Origin of the sequence: Paenibacillus sp. CAA11, from assembly GCF_003060825.1 — a bacterium.
Lineage (GTDB): Bacteria > Bacillota > Bacilli > Paenibacillales > Paenibacillaceae > Fontibacillus.
The window spans coordinates 3,166,242-3,187,882 of record NZ_CP028922.1 but is presented as its reverse complement, the minus strand read 5'-3'; the positions used below and the strand labels follow the sequence as shown (position 1 = coordinate 3,187,882).

The window sequence follows — 21,641 nt, the reverse complement described above, 5'->3', positions numbered from 1 at the left end:
GTATAGATTTTACTTGCTCCCCTTCATGAGCTTGTTCAGTTTTTGTTCTGTACATTGGGGCCATAGTAGCAAAGGGGATTGGCTCTGTCCAGCAGATTTCAGTGCAGAGAACACATCGATTTGACCATAGCCGAAATACTTGTCATGTCCGGGATTCCCTAAATCAATGACATTGTTTCGGATAATATCCATAACTTCGGTATTGCGCAGATCCGGATTGACTGAGCGGATCAGGGCTGCTAATGCTGCCACATGGGGACTTGCCATCGATGTGCCCGACAGGGCAGCATATTGGTTTCCTGGATACGTGCTGGCAATGCTCTCGCCTGGCGCCATAACATCGACGTAGTCTCCAAAATTAGAGAAGGAGGCACGCTTCATTTTGGCATCCGTAGCCGAAACAGAAAGCACTTCAGGATAGGCTGCAGGGTAGCCGGGACGTTCTGTATTATCGTTGCCGGTGGCTGCGATCAGGACCACATCATGGTCATATGCGTACTTAATCGCTTCATGCAGGAAGTTGGCCTGTGCATAATTACCAAGGCTTAGATTGATCACTTTCGCTCCATGATCGGTAGCCCAAATGATGCCCTGTGCTACAGAATAGGTGGTACCGGAGCCGGATTTATCAAGGGCTTTTACCGGCAGTATCTTCGTACCCCAGGTCATCCCGGCTATCCCTTCTCCATTGTTGACCTTGGCGCTGATGATTCCGGCCACATGTGTACCATGCCCTACATCATCCATAGGCTTCTGTCCAGGCTTAATGACATTGTATCCAGGGAGAATACGCCCGGTAAGATCGGGATGGTTAAGGTCCACGCCGGTATCAACGACGGCCACGATGACATCGTTGCTGCCTTTGGACAGGTTCCAGCCGCGATTGGTTTCGGTGATTGGCAGATTCCATTGGTACTCGGAAAAGAGCGCGTCATTGGGAACCTCCGGTTTTAGTTCAATATCGCTGGTCGGGCTTGCTTCATTGGTCAAATACAGATAATGCGGCTCTACAAATTTGGGACTCCAATTCTTCTTGAAGTAGCTCATAAGCTGTTGCGTACTCATCTGTTTCGCGTGAAAAATGTAGGTGCTATTGAGCTTTTGATATTCCTCGCTGTCGATATCATGCTTGATTTTAGCCAATTGCTGAGGGGTAGGATGCGACCTAAAGGTCACCACAACCTCGTTCTCATAATAATGGCTGGCATTTTCATTATCATGTCCGGTTCGGACTGTAACATCGTTAAGCGTATCAGGGTGAACGGACTCAACTTTGTAGTTGCCTTCCTTAGGATACGGAATCATGCGAAGATTGCGGCGCTGATGAGTCTCCACCTGTTTCATAATTCCCGTACTGAATACTCCGATGATTCCACCTTTGCCACTGCTGCTTGGTTCTGCTGCTATGAAATACCGGGAGTCCCGGTCAGGAAAGCCCGGAGATTCATAAGCTTTACCTTTCTTCAATGCTTGCTTCGCCAAGCCGACATATAGCTTCAGGCTGGCTTCATCCTCGCTGGTTGGGCGGAAGCTATTTTGACGGATAGTAGCTTTGGAAGCTTTTACTCCAACAGGAATGACCTCAAGCAAATGTCCATGGGTCTTCTGCAAGATGCGGCATTCATTGGATGCGGACTCTGGTGACTGCTCAAATTGCTGCTGTAGCTGTTTTAAGTGCAGCCGCGCATCACGCCTTGCAAGCCGATCTGTCGCATCAAGATCTCGCTTTAACATCGTCTGCTTCATAGTTTGTTCCTGCCGAGGTGTGAGGTTTGCTGTTTTTTTGCCAGGGTGGCTGTTGTGTCCAGCAGGCAGCATGACAAGAATGAGAACTGCGGCAGCTCCAATCATTAAGACGGCTGTCCAGTGGCGGATAGACATGGGTTGACCCTCCTATGAATGTTAACTGATCATCTATGCCGTTTAGGCTTAGAAATCGGGTAGGATTTTATTCTGAGCAAGGCACAAATCCTTAGGTGGCAAATGCTGGGCTAAGGCGCTTTTATGAGGCAAGAACGGGATACCGCTTCCAAGTATTTTATGGTAGGATAAAGCTAGTGGAACTAGTCTTACCATGACAAAGACTTAACTGTATCCCTTGCTTTGACAGAATGGAAGGAGAACTGACTTTATGCCAGAAGCCAATACCCAACATCTATGTGAAGCCGTAAGAGAGAAGCTTAAGAAAGCAGCCCAAAGACTAGAACAGTTCCTAAATGAATATGCACTGCCACAGCTTATGGAAGAACAGGATGAGGAAACGGCACGTTTCTACAAAGGATTCTTGACGGATCTGAGACACCTGCTTGTCTACTCGGAAGCGAACGATGAGCGGTTGGGAGTTCTGCTTCGCCGTGCCAATTTTGACAAGGATGCCGCAGAGAAAGCACTCTATCATGTGTACCATGACTGTGTGAATAGCTATTTCTATCCTAAGAATGAGAGTTATTCTGAGGATGGTCGATATGCTTACACAGGCCAGGATGCGATCCGGTTTCGGAAGAAGCCCGTACGTCCCGCACGGGATGTAGTCTTGGATGTGAGCAAGATTTTTGAGGATTTGAGAGATGAACTGACTTATTACGAAAGTGATTACTTGACTCAGCGCCGCATGCAGCGCAGTGGATCATAACTATAGAATTTGTTTAGAAGACGCCTTGTTAGCAGGGCGTCTTTTTCGTTGGAAAATCCTTACTGATGGCTGGAGTCAATTGTCATCTCGGCGGCTGCATAGCTGTGATTAGGCGGGGAGACAATGATGACTGAGGTGATCAATATGCCAAATGGCGATAAACCCATAGTTAAATGCAGTGTTGCGAATTGCGGCTACTGGGGAGAACAAAATATTTGTAAAGCCGATTTAATTATGATTGATATCGATAAGCATGCAAAAGCCCATTACCGAGAAGAGTTCGCAGGAGAGACATTTGACAGCACGCATCAAGATGAGGCTAAAACCTCTTCGGCTACGTGCTGCCACACCTTTAAGCCAAAGGCATAAGTGCCTTAACCAAACTAATTGCGAATGATGATTCAGAATATTCCGGAGGTGTAAATGAAATGAGCGATGAACAGAAACCGGATTTGTCTGAGCCGAAGAAGCCGATCCAACGTGTGGATTACCCGCGCAAAACCGATCATGAGGAGTATGCCGCAGAAATAGCTCCGTCCAATCGAACCACCAATGTTCGGCCATTAGATCGGAGAGTTATCGTGGATAAATCGGTGGTGCCGATCCGAAAGTACAGTGACCGTACGGACAAATCTTCAGCTCAGACCGCAGCAGGGGAAAAGGATGCTGGGAAAACCGCCGGCTATATCGGTGTAGGGCTGGGGGTTCTCTCCTTATTCATGTGGTCTATTGTACTTGGTCCTATTGCAGCGGTGCTTGGCTTCTATGCCTATAATCAGGGCAAACGGACATCGGGGGCATGGGCACTGACACTAGGGATTATCTCTACGATCAGCTACTTTGTTCTTATTCCCTTTACGCGATAATAAATATCCTACAGATCAGCAATTAGCTATTAGAACAGGTCCTTGGTCGTAAGAGGGCCTGTTTCTCGTTTTTTCTGACAAAAAGACTGGTTATTCGAGCTCCGGGCGTGTAAAATAAATACATTACCAAATGGAAAAACCTCCTTGCAGATTAACGTGACTATCGCAAGGATAGAATAGGAGTCATTCGGAATGCAAATTGATCCACGCACCCTCAAGCAGCTGATCGAGCTACAGTTAATGAACAGTATCAACCTTCAGGGCACTGCTCTGCAAAGTTCATCTTCTACAGACAGCAGCAACTCCATGTTCAACCTGCTGCTTCAAGAGATGATGGAGGGGGGACAGGGTACGTCTTCACTGCTTGATGATATGTCCTCATCTAATTCTTCGGCAATGATCGATGGCCAGCTATGGCAGTATCTCCCTGCATCCACAACGACAGATACAGCAGAAGCGACGGCAGCAACTCCAGCTGTTTCAGCGGATTCGACATCGTCCTCCTCAAGCAGTAAGGCAACCGCCTATAATGAAATCATTAAGGCGGCCAGCCAAAAGTATGGTGTAAGCGAATCGCTGATTAAAGCGGTTATTGATACAGAGTCCTCATTCAAACCTAATGTGGTATCTTCGGCCGGAGCCAAGGGCTTAATGCAGCTGATGGATGGGACGGCTCAAGGCCTGGGCGTAAGTGATCCCATGGACCCGGCTCAGAACATCGACGGTGGGGTCCGTTATCTCTCTTACCAGTTGCAGCGCTTCGGCGGGCAAGAGAAGATGGCACTTGCCGCGTATAACGCGGGACCGGGACGTCTTAACAAGCTGGGGATTAGCAGCGATCAGGAGCTGATGGATAAGCTTCATATGCTTCCGGTCGAGACGCAGAATTATATTGGCAAGATTGAGCGTGCCCGCCAGAAGTATGAGGTGTAAGGTAAGCTAAGATTAGATCATTCTTAAGCGCCAAAACGGAGAGACGCGCCTTATTAGGCTACCGTCCTCCGTTTTGGCTTTTGTCATGCAGCAAAGGAGGCAGGATCAATGAAGTATTTTGACCATGCAGCAACTACCCCGCCTTATGAAGAAGTGATTGATACGATCACGGAGGTCATGAAGCAGCATTACGGCAATCCCTCCTCGCTGCATCAGTATGGACTGGATAGCGCAAAGCTGCTTCAGATGGCGCGTAAAGTATGTGCGGATGCCATGCACATTGCACCTGAAGAGGTGATCTTTACTTCTTCTGCTACAGAGAGCAACAATTTGGCGATCAAAGGAGCCGCTATAGAATATAGATCACGGGGGAGACATATTGTCACGACTATGATTGAGCATCCTTCTGTCTATGAATGCTGCCGACAGCTAGAGCAGCTCGGGTATGAGATTACCTTCATCCCGGTAGATGAGCGGGGGAAGGTATCGGCAGATCGGGTCCTCCAGGCAGTGAGGAAGGACACTGTGTTAGTATCAGTCATGCAGGTAAATAATGAGACAGGCAGTATTCAGCCTATAGAGGAGATTGGAAGGCGCCTCAAAAAGGAACACCCCAAGGTGATATTTCATGTGGATGGAGTTCAAGGTTTCGGCAAGCTTCCGCTGTTGACGAAGGAGGCAGGGGTAGATCTTTACAGCATCTCTGCCCATAAGTTCAGAGGACCTAAGGGAGCAGGACTTCTGGTGGTTAGGAAGGGGATACGACTTTTCCCTCTGCTTGCAGGGGGAGGGCAGGAAGCTGGGCTTCGTTCAGGGACGGAGAATCTTCCAAATGTAGTCGGGATGGCTAAGGCCGTGAGGCTTGCTGCTCATGGACAACAAGCACGAGCCAAGCAGTGGCAGGCTCTTCGGGAACTGCTGATTCAAGGGATTGGGCAGCAGGAGGACCTGGTTTTGAATTCCAATATGGATGGAGCTCCTCACATTGTTAATTTTTCATTTCCGGGAATGAAGGCAGAGGTTCTGCTTCACAGCTTGGAACAGTCCGGGATGCTGGTATCCACTAAATCGGCCTGCTCCTCCAAACGGAGTGAGCCAAGCCGGGTCCTGCTGGCGATGGGTAAGGATATGGATACGGCCTCTTCAGGAATTCGCATCAGCCTGGGCGAGGAGCATACAGAGAAAGACATCAGAGAGCTGCTTGCTGCTTTGTCTAAAGCGGTAAGTTCGCTTCGTGGATTGAAAGGTGGGGTCTAATTGCAATGAAGCCTAATTATGATATGCTCCTGCTGCGGTTCGGGGAGATTAGTGTTAAAGGAAAGAACCGCTCTAAATTTGAGAAAGCAGCCATCACCCATGTGAAGAGCCTGCTCGATTCATTTCCAAAGGCTAAAGTTATCAAAGATTATGGTCGTCTGTATATTGAGTTGAACGGGGAATCAGCTGAAGAGTTGATAGGGCAGCTCAAGAAGGTGTTTGGCATCACATCTATCAGCCCCGTTCTACGCACCAAATCACAGCTTGAAGATATTTTAACTGCAGCAACAGACTTTATTAGTAAGTTGCAGCCTGCTGAAGGAACCCGGTTTAAGGTTAATGCCCGCAGGGTATGGAAGGAGTTTCCTTATTCTTCCCAGGAGATGAATAAACAGGTGGCTGATCCGATCCTGAAGGCTTGCTCTGCTCTCAAGGTGGATGTCCATCATCCTCAAATTGAGCTGCGTGTAGAGGTTCGCGAACAAGCGACCTACCTGTACAGTGAAGTGATCCCCGCTGCAGGAGGCTATCCTTTCGGTTCTAATGGAAAGGCCATGCTGTTGTTATCCGGGGGCATTGACAGCCCGGTTGCCGGCTGGTCGGCTATGCGCAGGGGCCTGGAAATTGAGTGTGTTCATTTTCACAGTTATCCGTTCACAAGCAAACAGGCAGAAGACAAAGTCATTGAGCTTGCTAAAATACTATCCGGATACTCAGGAAGTCAGATTAAGCTTCATCTTGTTCCGTTTACAGAAGTGCAAACAGCGTTTACCAAGGCGGGACAGGACAATTTGATCATTACCTTCATGCGCCGGGCCATGCTGCGAATTGCAACCGAGCTTGCGGAGAAGAATAAGGCTCTAGCTATCGTGACCGGGGAGAGCCTGGGACAGGTAGCCAGTCAGACTTTATCCAGCATGAATGTGATTGGCAGGGCGACAGATCTTCCATTGCTTCGTCCGCTTGTTATGATGGATAAGGAGGAGATTATTCAGCTGTCTATGAAGGTGGGAACTTATGAGCTGTCCATTCTTCCTTATGAGGACTGCTGCACGCTGTTTCTCCCCAAATCTCCAACCACGAACCCGAATCTGCGGGTAGTTGAGAAGGTTGAGGCCACCCTGGAAGGGCTGGAGGAACTAATTCAAGGGGCTGTGGATCAGACTGAGACGTTAACGATCAAAGCAGATGGGACGATCTTTGGCAGAGACGCACAAACTACTACTGTACCGGAGAAATGGTTCTGACCTATCTGCAGCATAAATAAGCCTACAACCTTCCCGGTGGGGACAGGTTGTAGGCTTATTTGCATAGGCTAAATATTAATGAGCCGGTTGGGAGTCACGTTTGTTCTGTCCAGAACGGACCTTGCGTTTATGGGCAAACCCGGCTGCGAGCACTCCGACAATAACGATAGCGATAAATCCATACCGGAGTACAGGCTTGTCCTCCAGGAAAGGCAGAAGCTTAGGCTCTTCCGTAATCATATGCGCTGCGGTGTAAGCCAAAATTCCCGCACCCAGGTAAGCTATCCATGGGAACCAAGTGAGAAGCTTGATGAAAATGGTGCTGCCCCATACGACAATAGGCACACTGATCAAGAGCCCGATAATGACTAGGATGCTATGCTGGTTCGATGCACCGGCTACGGCGATGACATTGTCCAGTCCCATAGCGGCATCTGCGATGACGATGGTTCTTACGGCCGGCCACAAAGCGTCCTTGGCATCAATGGTGTCGTGATCTCCCTCATCGGTCAAGACTTTATATGCTATGAATATCAAGAGGAGCCCACCTACGGCGAGCAGCCAAGGGATTCTCAGGAGCCATACAACGACCAGGGTTGCTAGAATACGGAGAAGAACAGCGCCCCCTGTTCCATATAGGATAGCTTTTTTCTGAACAGACTTCGGGAGCTTTCGGGCTGCCATACCGATGACAATAGCGTTATCTCCGGCAAGGATCAGGTCGATAAAGATGATGTTAATCAGAGCCAGAAAAAAAGTCATACTGAATAATTCCAACTGTGTCACTTCCTCCAATGAAGTTCATATCTTTGGGCCATGCAGAAACAAAAAACTCGTCTAATATAATACCCCTATGTACAAAAATTCAAGCAAGGGCAAAACATTGCTTAGCCCAGCACAAATGTAATACGAGACAGAGGTTTAAAAGGATTCAAAAAGAAAAGTTCATTTCAAAGCTCCTTTCTTATTAAAACACAGATCACTAGAAAAAGCATAGCTTGGCCTTTTTCCGCATACATCTGAGAAATATAGGGAGGGAAGGCCAGTGGAATGGATCATGCTGTTAATTGAAATCTTGATGATAAACCTGGTTCTTAGTGGAGATAATGCGGTAGTAATCGCAATGGCCAGCAAGAACCTTCCTCCTGCACAGCGCAGAAAAGCAGTCTGGTGGGGAGCGGTCGGAGCTGTGCTGCTTCGCTGCCTTCTGACTTGGATCGCAGTTATATTATTGCGTGTCCCTTTTATTCAGGCCTGCGGAGGAATTCTGCTTGCAGGAATCGCCTTTAAGCTTATGCTGCAGAAGGAGGAGGACTCCCGGGTACATAGCGCAGCAACGGTATGGAAGGCGGTTCAGACTATTCTGGCAGCAGATTTCATAATGAGTCTGGATAATGTCCTAGCCATTGCTGCATTGGCGAATGGAGATGTTGCCATATTGGTGATAGGTATTGCGATCAGTATCCCCATTGTGATTTGGGGCAGCAACCTGATTGCGGACTGGCTGCATCGCTATCCTGCACTGATCTATGCGGGAGCAGGAATCCTAGCTTTTACCGCAGGTAAAATGCTGCTGCACGATCCCAAGCTGGGACAGTTGCTTCACAGCATAGCCCCTGGGCTTGCAGCCGGTATTCCGGCAGTGTTTGCAGTTGGGGCTGTGCTGATTGGATTTATCCACGGATATCTATGGAATCGGAGATAAAGCTGTATTTTATATGTAAGGCAGGCCGCCCTCAAGCGGCCTGCCTGTTGTTTTTTCTGAAAAAAGATCAAAAAGTAGTTTTTTACGAAAAAATCCATTAAAATAGAGAGCGAGGGATGTCGTAATTTGCCAGGAGCCAGTCCTTCATCATGTTTATTTCGGAAGGTGCGTGATTGTAGTGTCCGATAACAACAAATTGATGACCGGGGTTATTATTGTAGCGGCCGGCATTATTATTTTGCTGGGAAAGTGGGGCGTCTTTTCCTTTTTGGGCAGTGCGCTCTGGCCTTTGCTATTCCTAATTCCGGGGATCTTGCTGCATCTTTTGTATATCGGCCGTAAAGTTCCTGCGGCAGCGCTTGTTCCCGGAGGCATTCTGGTGATTTACGGGCTGCTCTTCTGCATTGGGAACCTGTGGGGCTGGCAGACATTACGTTTTTTGTGGCCAGGTTTTATACTGGGTATAGGTGCAGGACTGCTGGAATTCGACAGAGCCTCCCGCTTCCGTCAGCCGGGCATTTTATCGCTGGCATTGGGACTTATCGCCATTTCCATCCTGCTGTTTGTGATTACACTGCTGGCTTTCTCAGCGGTTTATCTGATTGCCTTAATCCTTATAATCGGCGGGCTCGGGCTGATTGGATTTCGAGGAAGAAATCGCCGCGGTTGGTGATCTGATGATAAGTTCTTGAATTATACTCAATTTAGCGTATAATATAGGGGATATGAAAGCGTCGGCCAATTACTGATCCGGCGCTTCTTTTGTGAACTAGAGACCAGAAAGGATATGGAGACAAACCATGCAATCCAGAGAACAAATTCGCAACATTGCGATTATTGCCCACGTCGACCACGGCAAAACTACACTTGTCGATAAACTTTTACAACAATCCGGAATTTTCCGGGAGAACGAAGCCGTTCAAGAACGCGCAATGGACTCCAATGATTTGGAGCGGGAGCGCGGTATCACCATTTTGGCGAAGAATACAGCGATCACCTACAAGGACTTCTTGATTAATATTGTGGATACACCAGGCCACGCCGACTTTGGCGGCGAGGTGGAGCGGATCATGAAGATGGTTGATGGCGTTCTTCTTGTCGTAGATGCTTATGAAGGCTGCATGCCTCAGACCAAGTTCGTACTTCGCAAGGCGCTTGAATCCAACCTGACTCCAATCGTTGTTGTGAACAAGATTGACCGTCCTGCAGCACGTCCAGCAGAAGTTATTGATGAAGTGCTTGATCTGTTCATTGAATTGGAAGCCTCCGATGAGCAGCTGGAGTTCCCGGTTGTTTATGCTTCTGCCCTGAACGGGACTTCGAGCTTGGATCCTGAGAAACAGGATGATAATATGCTTGCAATGTACGAGACGATTATCGAGCATATCCCATCTCCAACAGAGAAGGTGGATGAGCCTCTTCAATTTCTCGTTACACTTATGGACTACAATGAATATTTGGGCCGGATTGCCATCGGCCGGGTTAACCGCGGTATCATCCGTCAAGGACAGCCGGTTACCGTTATTCAGCGTGACGGCAGCAAGAAGTCGGCCCGCATTGAGAAGCTGTTTGGCTTCCAAGGGCTGCGCCGTGTAGAGATTCCGGAAGCGGGCGCTGGCGATATCGTGGCGATTGCCGGAATCAAGGACATCAACATCGGGGAGACCATCGCCGATCCGAACCAGCCTGAAGCGCTGCCTGTCCTTAAGATTGACGAGCCTACCCTGCAGATGACGTTCCTTGTGAACAACAGTCCGTTTGCAGGACGTGAAGGCAAATGGGTAACCTCCCGTAAGCTTCGTGAGCGTCTGCTCAAGGAACTCGAAACTGATGTCAGTTTGCGTGTGGATGAAACTGACAGCCCGGATGCGTTCATCGTATCAGGCCGCGGTGAGCTCCACCTTGGCATCCTGATTGAGAATATGCGCCGCGAAGGATACGAGATGCAGGTATCCAAGCCGGAAGTTATCGTCAAAGAGATCGATGGCGTTAAGATGGAGCCGGTTGAACGGCTCATGATTGATGTTCCGGAAGAGAGCATGGGAGCGGTCATGGAGAGCTTAGGCTCCCGTAAGGCAGAGATGGTTAACATGGTTAACAACGGAACGGGCCAAGTTCGCCTTGAATTCCTGATTCCTGCCCGTGGCCTGATCGGATACAGCACGCATTTCTTGACACTCACTCGCGGCTATGGTGTGATGAACCATGCGTTCGATAGCTATGGACCGCTGATTGGCGGACAAGTTGGTGGGCGTCACGAGGGTGTGTTGGTATCGAGCGAGAACGGGGTATCTACTTTGTATGGTATCCTGTCTATCGAGGATCGCGGTATTCTCTTCGTAGAACCGGGCACTGAGATTTATGAAGGTATGATCGTGGGCGAGCATACCCGCGATAATGATATTGTTGTTAATATTTGCAAAGAGAAGCAGTTGACCAACGTTCGTTCGGCAACGAAAGATGATACCGTCAAGATGAAGACACCTCGTCTGTTCTCTTTGGAACAGGCCCTGGAATATTTGAATGACGATGAATACTGTGAGATTACGCCTAAATCTGTGCGTCTTCGTAAGAAGATCCTGAACAAGAGCGAGCGTGAACGCGCAGAGAAGCATCGCAAAAATGCTGAGGCAAATGCCTAAGCTTGAAGAGCTCGACATTTGACGGCAAATGAAACTTTTTGAAGGTAAGAACGTTAGTTTGAAGTGGAGCGGCCGTTTAGCCGTATAGAGAGAATATCGGTCGCTTCCGCGGCCGATATTTTTCTGTTCCAAGATCATGAAGACTGATAAAAGGGGTTGACCAATATGGGCACATCCGGCAGAGGGCTCCCGCCAAGAGAGCGAAGCCAACGGACGGGGAAACCGGCGGCGTCTCCCAGGAAGAAGAAGAAAAAATCCAGTCCGGGCAAGGTTTTTCTAAAGACAGTATTGGGTATTATGCTTATTGTATTGATCGTGGTGGGTATTTGGGCTGGCCGCACTTTATGGAGTCTGAATTCGACAATTAATGAAGCGGGTACGGATAAACCGCTGGACCCAGCAAGATCCGCTAAAGTCAAACCGATCTCTATGCTGCTGCTTGGGACGGATTACCGTCCTGAATCCAAGACGCACCTTAGTGACGTCATCATGTTGATGGTGATGAACCCGCAGACTAAGACGGCTACGCTTGTATCTGTACCGAGAGACACCCGGATTTCGCTGAAGGGCTACAAGACGAATAAGATTAACGCGTTTTACCCTATCTTCCTACGGGAAGCGAAGGAGTCCGGCATTTCTGCAGAATCAGAGATGAAGACGATGATGGGCAAGTTTTTTAACCTTGACATCGACTATGTAACCGTGCTGAACTTTCAAGGATTTCGGGATATTGTAGATGCTCTTGACGGGGTAGATGTTAATGTGGATAAGAATATGTGTTACGTTGACAAGGCGGATGGAACAAACATTAATCTGAAAAAAGGGGAGCAGCATCTAGACGGCAAACAAGCCTTGGATTATGTCCGTTACCGTAAATCCAACTGTAAGCCGAAGACGGCGGCTTCTGATGACTTTGACCGCAACCGGCGCCAGAATGAAGTGTTGCATGCATTGATGGACCAGGCTAAATCACTCAATGGGGTTCTTAATGCCGATAAGGTGATTAAATCGGTAGGAGACAATATGACCACTGACCTGGAATCACAACAGATCAAAGACATGATCATGACTTATTGGAATATCTCAAAGCAAAATGTTCGCTTTGTACCGCTGGTTGGGGATTGGAAGAGTCCTTATGTGTATTTAAGTGACAACGAGATCAACAAAGCGAAGGAGGCACTACAGGAGGAGCTGGCGGGAACTCGCTCTACTAGTGAAACTTCTGCAAAGTAGCGGAGGAAATGGAAGACAGCGGATCTTATGTGCTATAATATGTTAAATTCTGTTGTACCCATGGAGGTAGATTACCATTTCGGGATCCGTTACACAGTTGACTGAATCGCTATACACGATGCTCCAATCCGAAACATTTGTCCTGCTGAATACAGTTGATGCAGAATGCGGGGGACCGACGTCCAGTGCGATTTCATGGATATATGCAGCTAATTATTCCACGCTTCGTTTTGCGCTGGATCACCGTTCAAGATTAGTTCGTAATCTTAAGATTAATCCTTTGGCTACGATCAGTGTCTTTGGAGAAGATACGATCTATGCGATTAACGGACGGGTGTCTGTTCTGCAGGACCCGCTGGAGAATGTACCTTTTCCGATGTGCTGTTTTGAGCTAACGATAGAGGCTGTACGCAATGCTTTATTTTACGGAGCACAGCTTGCTTCGGCACCTACCTATACCAAAATTTATGATCGGCGGGCGGCAGATGAGCTAGATGCTCAGGTTCTCTCTGCCATGCACAAGAGCTCTGCGCAATAACGCGCTAGAGCTCTTTTTTTCTATGGCCTGTCTTTTGGGCAGCTGTAGATGCAGGACATCCGGTAATTATCTTTTTTCTATTCTGCCAGGCACACCCATTAAATATGTATGTAATGAAGAGGATGCACTGATCGCGGTGGAGGGGATAAGAGTGAAAAAAATATTTGTGTTGGATACGAATGTACTATTACATGATCCTAATGCGATTTTTGCTTTTGAAGAGCATGAAGTGGTTATCCCGGCCATCGTCCTGGAAGAGATTGATTCTAAGAAGAGAAACGCCGATGAGATTGGAAGGAATGCGAGAGGGGTCTCTCGCCTGCTGGATGGGTTCAGAGAAAAGGGGCATCTTCATAACGGGGTCCTGCTGGATCATGGCGGAAGCTTAAAGGTGGAGCTTAATCATCGCAGCTTTGTTAGGGTGCAGGAGATGTTCGGCGAAATTACAAATGATAATCGGATTTTGGCAGTTGCCTTGAACTATCATTTTGAACAGCAGGAGCTGGAGTCCCCTCGTCCTGTCGTCTTGGTCAGCAAGGATGTCTTGGTCCGCATTAAAGCAGATGTGCTCGGTATGACAGCTCAGGATTATTTATCTGACCGGACCGCCGCCGGGCCCTCTGATATATATGGTGGTTATTGCTCTATTAAGGTTCATCCATCAATCATCGATCAATTCTACACATACCGTTACCTGCTAGTAAATGCTCTGGGGTTGAACTGTTCCCTCTATCCTCATGAGTTTGTGATTCTTAAGGATGAGATGGGCAGCGGCAAATCTGCACTGCTAAAGGTTACGGAAGATGCCTCCCGCTTAGAGCCCCTCTATTTAAGCAATGAACCTGTGTGGGGGATCAATGCCAGAAATGCTCAGCAGAGGATGGCGTTGGAGCTGCTTTTGAACGACGAAATACCACTGGTCACCATTACCGGGAAGGCAGGCACAGGGAAAACGCTGCTAGCGCTTGCTGCCGGACTCTTAAAGGTTGAAGACGAGCATAAATACAAGAAGCTGCTTATTGCTCGACCGGTGGTGCCGATGGGAAAGGATATCGGTTATTTGCCGGGGGAGAAGGAGGAGAAGCTGCGTCCTTGGATGCAGCCGATTTACGATAATCTTGAATTTCTATTTGACACGAAGAAGTCGGGAGATATTGATAAGATTCTAATGGGACTAGGGAGTATCCAGGTTGAGGCTCTGACTTATATCCGCGGAAGATCCATCCCAGCTCAGTTCATTATCGTGGATGAGGCCCAGAATTTATCCAGGCACGAAGTGAAGACCATTGTATCCAGAGTGGGAGAAGGGAGCAAGATCATTTTGATGGGGGACCCGGAGCAGATCGACCACCCCTATCTAGATGCAGCTAGCAATGGGCTAACCTATATTGTTGAACGGTTTAAGAACCAGGGAATAAGCGGCCATATTACTTTGGAAAAAGGAGAGCGCTCTAAGCTAGCACAGATTGCTGCAGATCTTTTATAGAAGATGGAAGTTTAGAGCAGGACACTGCGGAACTAGTGTCGTGCTCTTTTTTGTGAACAGGCTGCGATATTTATTTCCCGGGAATTGATGATGAGGAAGGGGTAGATATTAGGGAGGAAAGAAAGCAGAGGACAAGAGATGAGATTATTTGATACAATATAATGCAGAAATGGATGATCCATGAGAGGACGTACAGCTGTGAAGCGAAAAAAACATTGGGTACTCTTTGCACTTTTGCTACTCGCTTTAATCGGACTGTCTCCCGGCGATAACCGCAACCTGCTAAGCAGCGAGAACAATCGCTTGTCGGAGCCCGTCTCTTTGCCTCATCGTCAGGAGGAACGGGAAGTAGGAAATATAACGGCTGCTGTCTCCTTAAACCCGGAGCTCTTTGAACGGCTTCAGGAGCGAACCCGAGAGTTTATGGAGAGCAGGCATGTACAAATTCACCTTATTAATGTTGCTTCTTCGGAGGCTTATGAGACGTTTAGGCATGCTCTTGCTCTAGGTGAATCTGCGGATGTGCTGCTGCTGGATAATAAATGGGTGCAGGAATTTGCCGAAAGGGGATACCTGCTTCCTTCAGAAGCTTATTTCTCAGGGACATCATCCGGTGAGACTGTAGAAGGTTTGCTTGCTCTAAATGAATGGAACGGGTATGTCTGGGCAATTCCGAAGGATATGGATCCTTATGTCGTTGTTTATCAACCGGACCGCCTAAGGGAGTTTGGGGTTAACTCACTTCCGACGAATTTGGCCGGATGGGAACGGCTGCTAAGCGCAATGAAGGCCAACAGCACGGCCAAAGGTGGCATTCTGGGCTTGGATACTACGGATCCTATGGCCGTACTCTCCTTGATATGGCGAATCGGAGGACATCCTCAGAAGGAGCGGGATGGATCAGAAGGTTTGACCGAAGGGGAAAATCAAGCCCTACGCGTCATGGATAAAGCCCGTTCGGTATTTTATAGTACACCGGATACTCTAGCTAGAGATAACTTTTGGACTCAGCTGTCTACAGGACAGGCAGTCTTGGGAATCTATCGTGCTTCAGAACTGCACAACCGGCCGTTTTCCACAAGCTTGAAAATCGAATATCCAGGTTTACTGAATCCTGAGCACAGAATGTATGCAGCAGGCAAAAGCTTTGCCGTAGCAGCAAGCTCTTCGGAGGGAGAGACGGCTAACGAATGGATCGCAGCAATGACCTCCGCGGAAATGCAGGCTGACTGGTTCGATATTTCTGGCGAACTCCCCGCGTTAAAATCAGCTTATTCTTCATCCTTTCATCCAGGGCTTAAGGAATGGATCTCTGCCAAATCTCAGCAGGAGCCTGCATTCTTCATTCCATCTAATTCTGCGCAAAATACTGAACTTGAGAATTTTTCGGTATCCGCTTCAGCTTTTATGAATGGACAGCTGCCACTTAAGGCTTTTAGCGATGCATATGCCAAAATAACACAAGCTCGCCCTTAAAGGGCGAGCTTTAATTGTACAATCATTTCTCCTTCTCTTAATTCCACTGCAGTAGCTTTAATCAGAGGGATGATTTGCTGCGGATAGAAGCCAAGATCGAAGTCATTTTCCAGCTCCCGGCATGTGGTGTCAGGCAGCTCCAGTCCATTGAAAATCAGATGATCTACATGAAATTGAATAGAGTTCTTAGGCTCATCTTCTACAGAATAGTGGCCTTCTACACGAAGCTTTAAGGAGTCCCGCTCACCTTCGGCAATAATTTTGTCCTTGTCAAAAGTAAAGGAAAAATGCTGAAACAGCTCGTCCTTAGAACGAAGGAATTCATTCAGCGATTCCTGTTGAATCGTCAGAGTGTAGCTTCCGCCCTTAACGACCATGCTCTGGTTGTGTTCCTGAAGGAACTCTGGAAAATCCTCCATGGCAGAGGCGAGTGCCTTAAAATGCCGGCGAACTTCATATAATCCGACATTTTCCCAGTAGGCTGTCATTTCCGAGATTAGAGCCTTTAGCTTGTCCGGATCGCTGCTTCCCTGAATGGAACCGTCAACGCTTCGTTGCAAGGCAAGTACCCTTGCCCTCTGCTCCAGCAGATTGCTCTTGATCTCGTTAAGCTCATCGTTCAGTCGTTGAAGCTTATCTTGGTCCCGCTTGAGCACAGCATATTCATTCTGATAGTCCGAAATAATCTCTTGATCTCTTCCGAAGATCATCCCTATGTAATCCGCTATTGAAAAAAAGTCAGTGAGATTGTGTGCTGACAATAGTGCTCCCAGCAGGTCCTCCCTTTCTCCCATATAATATGCCCGTATGCGATCACCTGCACGATCTCGGCTGGTACTAATATTCTTTTCCTTCACATCCAACTGCTTTGAAAGGTCTTCTATAGACTGTTTTGTAGCTTGCTGCTGCTCTTCAATATGTTTGATCTCTCTGTCAATTTCTACAATCGACAAGCTCTTCTCCAGAATCTGCTGCGTAGAATCTGGGTTAGGCTCGGCGAGCAATGCGCCAGGGGAGAAAAGGGCGGCGGCCAGCAGCGCCAAGCTTGCATACCATTTTAAGTTGCGGCGGGCCAAGCAAATTCCTCCTTTTACATCTAAAATCCTTCGCTCATATAGAATATATGAATACATTAAACGAAATAACCATTAAAATCGCGTAGAAGCTCCAAGGAAAACCTATAATCGTATTTTTAAATTTGGGCATATGGTATAAGTGTAAGCGATTCGGAAGAAGCTGTATAGCGTTTTGAGCTTTATTGTTGGGCAAGGCTTTCCGTTAGTATGTGCTTCCTTAGTGATATGGGAAATGAACAAGTTTTGTTCGGCATTCACAGGTATGTGACTATGCAATTTTGGAAATACAAGTAGCAAATAGATTCTATGAACTTAATGCGAGGCATAGAAATGTAGTAAGCATTAATTTCCCCCATTCACCTACCGGAGGTTTGCCGGTTTATGAAGAGGTTAATTAGGATGTCGTTAGGAGGGTTTTGATCGCATGACAGCAGTTAGGCAGGATGCATGGAGTGCGGAGGATGACTTGATTTTGGCTGAAGTCACTCTTCGTCATATCCGGGAAGGCAGCACACAGCTGACGGCGTTTGAGGAGGTTGGTGAGCGTATTGGAAGGACAGCCGCGGCCTGCGGATTTCGCTGGAACAGCTGTGTTCGCAAAAGATATGAATCTGCGATACAGATTGCCAAGGCTCAAAGGCAGAAGAGGAATTATTTGAAGAAGCAGCCCACCCTTTCGGGAGGAGCTGTTATGGCTTCGCTGAATTCGGCAGACATGGAGATGGACCTGTACAAAGCGGATACGGTTACTGAAGAGACGATTTCTATTGACGCGGTAATTCGCTTTTTACGCAGCTGGAAGAATACAGTTCAAGAGAACAATCGGCAGCTCAAACTGCTGGAGAAGGAATTGCTAGACAAGGATCAGGAGCTGATGCAGCTGCGGGAGGAGAATGAGCGGCTGTCGGCCCAGGTCAATGAGGTCCAGACCGATTACCGGGTAGTTAATGATGATTATAAGGCCCTGATTCAGATTATGGACCGGGCGCGCCGGCTCGCTTTTTTGAACGAGGAAGATGAGGAGCAGAAGTCGCGGTTCAAGATGGACGCCAATGGCAATTTGGAACGAATCGAATAGAGTCGAGATCCGTTTCGCTAGCAAGAGAGAATAAAGGGCTGCCTGAAGGCAGTCCTTTTGAATTGTCTGAAAGTTTGTTATAAAGGATAAAGAGATAAGATAGCAGGGGGATATAAATATGCGGTTTGGTATTGTGGGAACGGGCGCTTTAGGACTGCTGTTTGGCGCGGGCTTGGCGGCAGCCGGGGAAGAAGTACATTTTTGGACAAGGACAGCATGGCAGGCAGAATTGCTTCTGCGGGAAGGCATCAGTTGGGGGAGAGGGGGACATGCAGACCAGAGAGTACATCTGCCGGGCTCTTTGTTCAGTGCCTCACCCTTGGAAGAGAACGCTATTTCTGAAGTGCAGCCACCAGACTGGATCTTTCTAACGGTCAAACAACGTGATTTGACAGAGGAACTGCTTCAGCTTATAGCGAACATGCAGGATGAACATACAGGAGTGGTGTGTTTTCAGAACGGCTACGGTCATATGGAGAGGGTTGAAAAGGCGATGCGGTACGGTTCTCCTTATGCGGCTTTAACTACCGAGGGAGCGAAGCGTCAGGACGGGCGAGCGGTAGTACGCTCATTGACCGGCGAGACCCGTTTGGGTCAAGTTGGCAGTCGACCTCAGCCTGGTATGAATAAAAATGCAGAAAATTTGACGGCGGTTCTCGTGAAGGCAGGATTTCCAGCGTTTTTGTCGAATGACATCGTAAAAGAGATTTATCGCAAATTGTTAATTAACGCGGCCATCAATCCGCTGACGGCGCTGTGGCGGATCCCCAATGGTGAGCTGCTTATGGATTCCGAACGCCTGGAGCTGATGAATGAGCTCATCGATGAAGCGCTGATCATCTATGACGAGTATGAGCTGCCTTATGATTCGGATGTGAAGGAACAGATTATGGATGTGTGCCGCACTACGGCAGGCAATATCTCTTCCATGTTAAGCGATGTCCTGCAGGGGAAGGCTACAGAAATCGACTATATTAATGGTTATTTGGTAGAGATGGCACGGACTGCCGGAATTCAGGCTCTCAGACATGAAGTGGTGTGGAAGCTGGTTAAGGGACTTGCATCCGGCTGAAGTCTGCACAATACGAGGGGGTGGGAAGTTGAACTTAATTTGGATGTCTTTCTCAGCGGCCAGTGTGCTTCCGTTTGTCCCTTTTCTGCTGGTTTATTTCATTCATTATTATTGGAAAAGAGACCGGAAGAAATCACTGCTGCTGGCCATCGATGTGACAACCTTTTTCCTGATCTTGTCGGTGTCGGCTTTGTTTAATCAAATCTTTAACACGGGATTCGGCATATATCTGTTCCTGATCCTTATGTTGATCTGTATAGGTCTTATTGGCGGCGCACAGAACCGGCTAAAGGGAACGGTGAATCCCAAGAGGCTCTTTAGGGCGGTTTGGCGGTTATCTTTTCTAGTCTCAGTAATTGGATATATTCTTTTTTTCCTTATTGGACTTATTCCATACATAAACGCAGTATAACAAAGCTTGGATTATGTCACCTGCTGGTGATATAATCCAAGCTTTTTTTATATTTATAGCGAAATATGTCATATAAAGTAACATATAACTTCAAATATTAAGTAATAAAATTATTTAATTGGATTTATATGTTAATTTAATACCTATTTATGTAATGTATAGGATAGATTTTTTTACATCGCCTATGTATAATCTGTGATCAAATACCAATCTATCCATTAAGGGGGAAATACTGGATGAAGAAGAGATGGCTGACTCTATTGTCATTGATTCTAGTTGTCGGCACGATCTTAGCTGGCTGCGGGGGATCCAATGGCGCATCGAACAATGAGAATAAGAACAAGGGAACAGGCAGCGAGAAACCCGCGAATAGCAGCACAACGGGGGAAGAGAAACTCGCTGCCGACCAGACGCTGCGTATTAATCTAGCTTCCGAGCCGCCTACTTTAGATCCGGCACTGTCCAAGGATAATATCTCTAGTACCGTACTGAGAACTTTGTTTGAAGGTCTGACCATTAAGGATGAAAAAGGCGAAGATGCACCAGGCGTAGCTGAATCGTGGCAGGTTCTGGATAACGGCAAGAAATATGTCTTCAAAATCCGTCAGAACGCCAAATGGAGCAATGGTGATCCGGTCACAGCAAAGGATTTTGAATTTGCTTGGAAACGGGTGCTTGACCCTAAGATGCAGCCCGCTCCGGACTATACTTATCAGCTGTATTATCTGAAGAATGCGGAAGCGTACAATACAGGGAAAGCCACGGCCGATCAGGTCGGAGTAAAGGCAACTGACGATTACACTTTAACAGTAGAGCTCGAGAATCCGACCCCTTACTGGCTTGGGCTCACCTCATTCTCCACCTATTACCCGGTGCATCAAGCATCGGTCAGTAACCCGAAATGGGCGAACGATGCAAGCACATTGGTATCGAATGGCCCCTTCAAGCTGGAGAACTGGACGACAGGCAGTGAAGTGGTCGTCGTGAAGAATGACCTGTATTGGGACAACAAGAATATCACGCTATCCCGCATCACAATGAGTATTAATGATCAGGCGGCAGCAGAAATAGCATCTTACAAAAGCGGCCAGCTCGACATCGCAGGACGGCCGATCGGCGAGATGCCGACAGACCAGATTCCTGCACTGAAGCAGGAGTTGCCGGATGAGTTCCAGATAAATCCAGTAGCTTCAACCTATTTTTATGAATTTAACAATAAGGCCGAGCCGTTTGACAATCTCAAAATACGTAAGGCTTTCACTATGGCGATTAACCGTCAGGAGTTAGTAGATAAGGTAACCTTAGCAAGCCAAAAACCGGCATTCGGATTTGTCTCTGAGGGAATCAAAGGCGTGGAGAAGGATTACAGAGAAGAGCATCCGGACAACGTATACGGCAAGGAGGATATTGAAGAAGCTAAGAAGCTGCTCAAGGAAGGTATGGCGGAGAAAGGTTACACTAAGCTTCCGCCCATTGAATTGCTGTATAACACCAATGATAACCATAAGAAGGTAGCTCTAGCGATCGCAGACATGTGGAAGAAGAATCTTGGGGCCGAGGTTACTTTGAGAAATGAAGAATTTCAGGTCTATCTCCAGAGCCGCAAACAGCTGAACTATCAGGTAGCCCGCGCAGGTTGGGTTGCTGACTACGATGATCCGATGACATTTATTGATCAATGGACCTCAACCAGCGGAAATAATGACAGCGGCTGGAGTAATCCGGAGTATGACAAGTTGGTGAAGGATGCTTATGCTACAGGCGATAACAAGCAGCGCAATGAATATATGGCGAAAGCTGAAGATATTTTGCTAAAGGACAATCAGGTCATTATGCCGCTCTATTACTATACTGATCCTCGACTTGTCAAGCCATATGTGAAGGGACTGCTTGCAGATTATAGCGGGGCACTGGACTTTACAAGAATAAAGCTTCTGGAACATTAGGCTTTATAAATCTTTTCGGGGTATATGGACGTGAGGAAGGTT

The 21,641-nt window shown here is 47.6% G+C and carries 20 protein-coding genes; 17 read left to right on the top strand and 3 right to left on the bottom strand.

Annotation, left to right across the window (positions count from 1 at the left end):
* Positions 1–9: 9 nt before the first annotated feature.
* The gene (locus DCC85_RS14975; RefSeq protein WP_108466319.1) at positions 10–1,881 is read right to left on the bottom strand and encodes a S8 family peptidase; all 1,872 of its coding nucleotides are present in this window, start codon (positions 1,879–1,881) and stop codon (positions 10–12) included.
* 250 nt (positions 1,882–2,131) lie between these two features.
* Between DCC85_RS14975 and DCC85_RS14970 the strand changes: the two genes are divergently transcribed.
* The 6 genes from DCC85_RS14970 (at position 2,132) to thiI (ending at position 6,935) form a co-directional block, all read left to right on the top strand.
* The gene (locus tag DCC85_RS14970; protein ID WP_108466318.1) at positions 2,132–2,632 is read left to right on the top strand and encodes a YpuI family protein; all 501 of its coding nucleotides are present in this window, start codon (positions 2,132–2,134) and stop codon (positions 2,630–2,632) included.
* A 123-nt stretch (positions 2,633–2,755) separates the two neighbouring features.
* Positions 2,756–3,001 carry a DUF1540 domain-containing protein gene (locus DCC85_RS14965; RefSeq protein ID WP_234414192.1) on the top strand — a complete coding sequence of 82 codons (246 nt, stop codon included), beginning with the start codon at positions 2,756–2,758 and terminating at the stop codon, positions 2,999–3,001.
* Between the two features lie 59 nt (positions 3,002–3,060).
* Complete coding sequence (locus DCC85_RS14960) at positions 3,061–3,498, top strand: hypothetical protein (protein ID WP_108466317.1); 438 nt, start codon at positions 3,061–3,063, stop codon at positions 3,496–3,498.
* A 192-nt stretch (positions 3,499–3,690) separates the two neighbouring features.
* Positions 3,691–4,431, top strand: coding sequence for a lytic transglycosylase domain-containing protein (locus DCC85_RS14955; protein WP_108466316.1), 741 nt, complete (start codon positions 3,691–3,693; stop codon positions 4,429–4,431).
* A 108-nt stretch (positions 4,432–4,539) separates the two neighbouring features.
* Complete coding sequence (locus tag DCC85_RS14950) at positions 4,540–5,688, top strand: cysteine desulfurase family protein (RefSeq protein ID WP_108466315.1); 1,149 nt, start codon at positions 4,540–4,542, stop codon at positions 5,686–5,688.
* Between the two features lie 5 nt (positions 5,689–5,693).
* Positions 5,694–6,935 (top strand): tRNA uracil 4-sulfurtransferase ThiI, encoded by a 1,242-nt coding sequence (thiI, locus tag DCC85_RS14945; protein ID WP_108466314.1) that lies wholly within the window; start codon positions 5,694–5,696, stop codon positions 6,933–6,935.
* 75 nt (positions 6,936–7,010) lie between these two features.
* Here the strand turns inward: thiI and DCC85_RS14940 are convergent, their stop codons facing one another.
* On the bottom strand, positions 7,011–7,712 hold the full coding sequence (locus tag DCC85_RS14940; RefSeq protein WP_234414191.1) for a TerC family protein: 702 nt from the start codon (positions 7,710–7,712) through the stop codon (positions 7,011–7,013).
* 268 nt (positions 7,713–7,980) lie between these two features.
* Here DCC85_RS14940 and DCC85_RS14935 point away from each other — a divergent pair, with 268 nt between their 5' ends.
* The 7 genes from DCC85_RS14935 (at position 7,981) to DCC85_RS14905 (ending at position 16,015) form a co-directional block, all read left to right on the top strand.
* Entirely contained in the window at positions 7,981–8,640 is a 660-nt protein-coding gene (locus DCC85_RS14935; RefSeq protein WP_108466313.1) for a TerC family protein, read from the top strand.
* Between the two features lie 178 nt (positions 8,641–8,818).
* On the top strand, positions 8,819–9,313 hold the full coding sequence (locus DCC85_RS14930) for a hypothetical protein (RefSeq protein WP_199910024.1): 495 nt from the start codon (positions 8,819–8,821) through the stop codon (positions 9,311–9,313).
* 127 nt (positions 9,314–9,440) lie between these two features.
* Positions 9,441–11,282 carry a translational GTPase TypA gene (gene typA / locus DCC85_RS14925; RefSeq protein WP_108466312.1) on the top strand — a complete coding sequence of 614 codons (1,842 nt, stop codon included), beginning with the start codon at positions 9,441–9,443 and terminating at the stop codon, positions 11,280–11,282.
* A gap of 165 nt (positions 11,283–11,447) precedes the next feature.
* Positions 11,448–12,515 (top strand): LCP family protein, encoded by a 1,068-nt coding sequence (locus DCC85_RS14920; protein WP_108466311.1) that lies wholly within the window; start codon positions 11,448–11,450, stop codon positions 12,513–12,515.
* 76 nt (positions 12,516–12,591) lie between these two features.
* Positions 12,592–13,053, top strand: coding sequence for a pyridoxamine 5'-phosphate oxidase family protein (locus DCC85_RS14915; RefSeq protein WP_108466310.1), 462 nt, complete (start codon positions 12,592–12,594; stop codon positions 13,051–13,053).
* 151 nt (positions 13,054–13,204) lie between these two features.
* The gene (locus DCC85_RS14910) at positions 13,205–14,539 is read left to right on the top strand and encodes a PhoH family protein (RefSeq protein ID WP_108466309.1); all 1,335 of its coding nucleotides are present in this window, start codon (positions 13,205–13,207) and stop codon (positions 14,537–14,539) included.
* Between the two features lie 198 nt (positions 14,540–14,737).
* Positions 14,738–16,015, top strand: a complete 1,278-nt coding sequence (locus tag DCC85_RS14905; protein WP_159081893.1) for an ABC transporter substrate-binding protein — start codon at positions 14,738–14,740, stop codon at positions 16,013–16,015.
* Here DCC85_RS14905 and DCC85_RS14900 read toward each other — a convergent pair.
* A complete protein-coding gene (locus DCC85_RS14900) occupies positions 16,012–17,091 on the bottom strand; it encodes a coiled-coil domain-containing protein (RefSeq protein ID WP_108466307.1) in 1,080 nt (359 codons plus the stop codon). The two genes, DCC85_RS14905 and DCC85_RS14900, sit on opposite strands and share 4 nt — an antisense overlap.
* A 424-nt stretch (positions 17,092–17,515) precedes the next feature.
* Between DCC85_RS14900 and DCC85_RS14895 the strand changes: the two genes are divergently transcribed.
* From DCC85_RS14895 to DCC85_RS14880, 4 genes are all read left to right on the top strand, one after another.
* Positions 17,516–18,169, top strand: coding sequence for an RsfA family transcriptional regulator (locus DCC85_RS14895; RefSeq protein WP_108466306.1), 654 nt, complete (start codon positions 17,516–17,518; stop codon positions 18,167–18,169).
* Between the two features lie 118 nt (positions 18,170–18,287).
* On the top strand, positions 18,288–19,241 hold the full coding sequence (locus DCC85_RS14890) for a ketopantoate reductase family protein (protein ID WP_108466305.1): 954 nt from the start codon (positions 18,288–18,290) through the stop codon (positions 19,239–19,241).
* Between the two features lie 28 nt (positions 19,242–19,269).
* Entirely contained in the window at positions 19,270–19,653 is a 384-nt protein-coding gene (locus DCC85_RS14885) for a DUF3397 domain-containing protein (protein ID WP_234414190.1), read from the top strand.
* Between the two features lie 236 nt (positions 19,654–19,889).
* Positions 19,890–21,599, top strand: coding sequence for a peptide ABC transporter substrate-binding protein (locus DCC85_RS14880; RefSeq protein WP_108466304.1), 1,710 nt, complete (start codon positions 19,890–19,892; stop codon positions 21,597–21,599).
* The last annotated feature ends 42 nt before the right edge of the window (positions 21,600–21,641 follow it).

Bases quoted from the DNA above. Each gene is read 5' to 3' on its own strand.
- DCC85_RS14960 (WP_108466317.1), top strand. From the start codon at position 3,061: ATGAGCGATGAACAGAAACCGGATTTGTCTGAGCCGAAGAAGCCGATC.
- DCC85_RS14955 (WP_108466316.1), top strand. From the start codon at position 3,691: ATGCAAATTGATCCACGCACCCTCAAGCAGCTGATCGAGCTACAGTTA.
- DCC85_RS14895 (WP_108466306.1), top strand. From the start codon at position 17,516: ATGACAGCAGTTAGGCAGGATGCATGGAGTGCGGAGGATGACTTGATT.
- thiI (WP_108466314.1), top strand. From the start codon at position 5,694: ATGAAGCCTAATTATGATATGCTCCTGCTGCGGTTCGGGGAGATTAGT.
- DCC85_RS14920 (WP_108466311.1), top strand. From the start codon at position 11,448: ATGGGCACATCCGGCAGAGGGCTCCCGCCAAGAGAGCGAAGCCAACGG.
- DCC85_RS14950 (WP_108466315.1), top strand. From the start codon at position 4,540: ATGAAGTATTTTGACCATGCAGCAACTACCCCGCCTTATGAAGAAGTG.
- DCC85_RS14880 (WP_108466304.1), top strand. From the start codon at position 19,890: ATGAAGAAGAGATGGCTGACTCTATTGTCATTGATTCTAGTTGTCGGC.
- typA (WP_108466312.1), top strand. From the start codon at position 9,441: ATGCAATCCAGAGAACAAATTCGCAACATTGCGATTATTGCCCACGTC.
- DCC85_RS14965 (WP_234414192.1), top strand. From the start codon at position 2,756: ATGATGACTGAGGTGATCAATATGCCAAATGGCGATAAACCCATAGTT.
- DCC85_RS14970 (WP_108466318.1), top strand. From the start codon at position 2,132: ATGCCAGAAGCCAATACCCAACATCTATGTGAAGCCGTAAGAGAGAAG.
- DCC85_RS14975 (WP_108466319.1), bottom strand. From the start codon at position 1,881: ATGTCTATCCGCCACTGGACAGCCGTCTTAATGATTGGAGCTGCCGCA.
- DCC85_RS14890 (WP_108466305.1), top strand. From the start codon at position 18,288: ATGCGGTTTGGTATTGTGGGAACGGGCGCTTTAGGACTGCTGTTTGGC.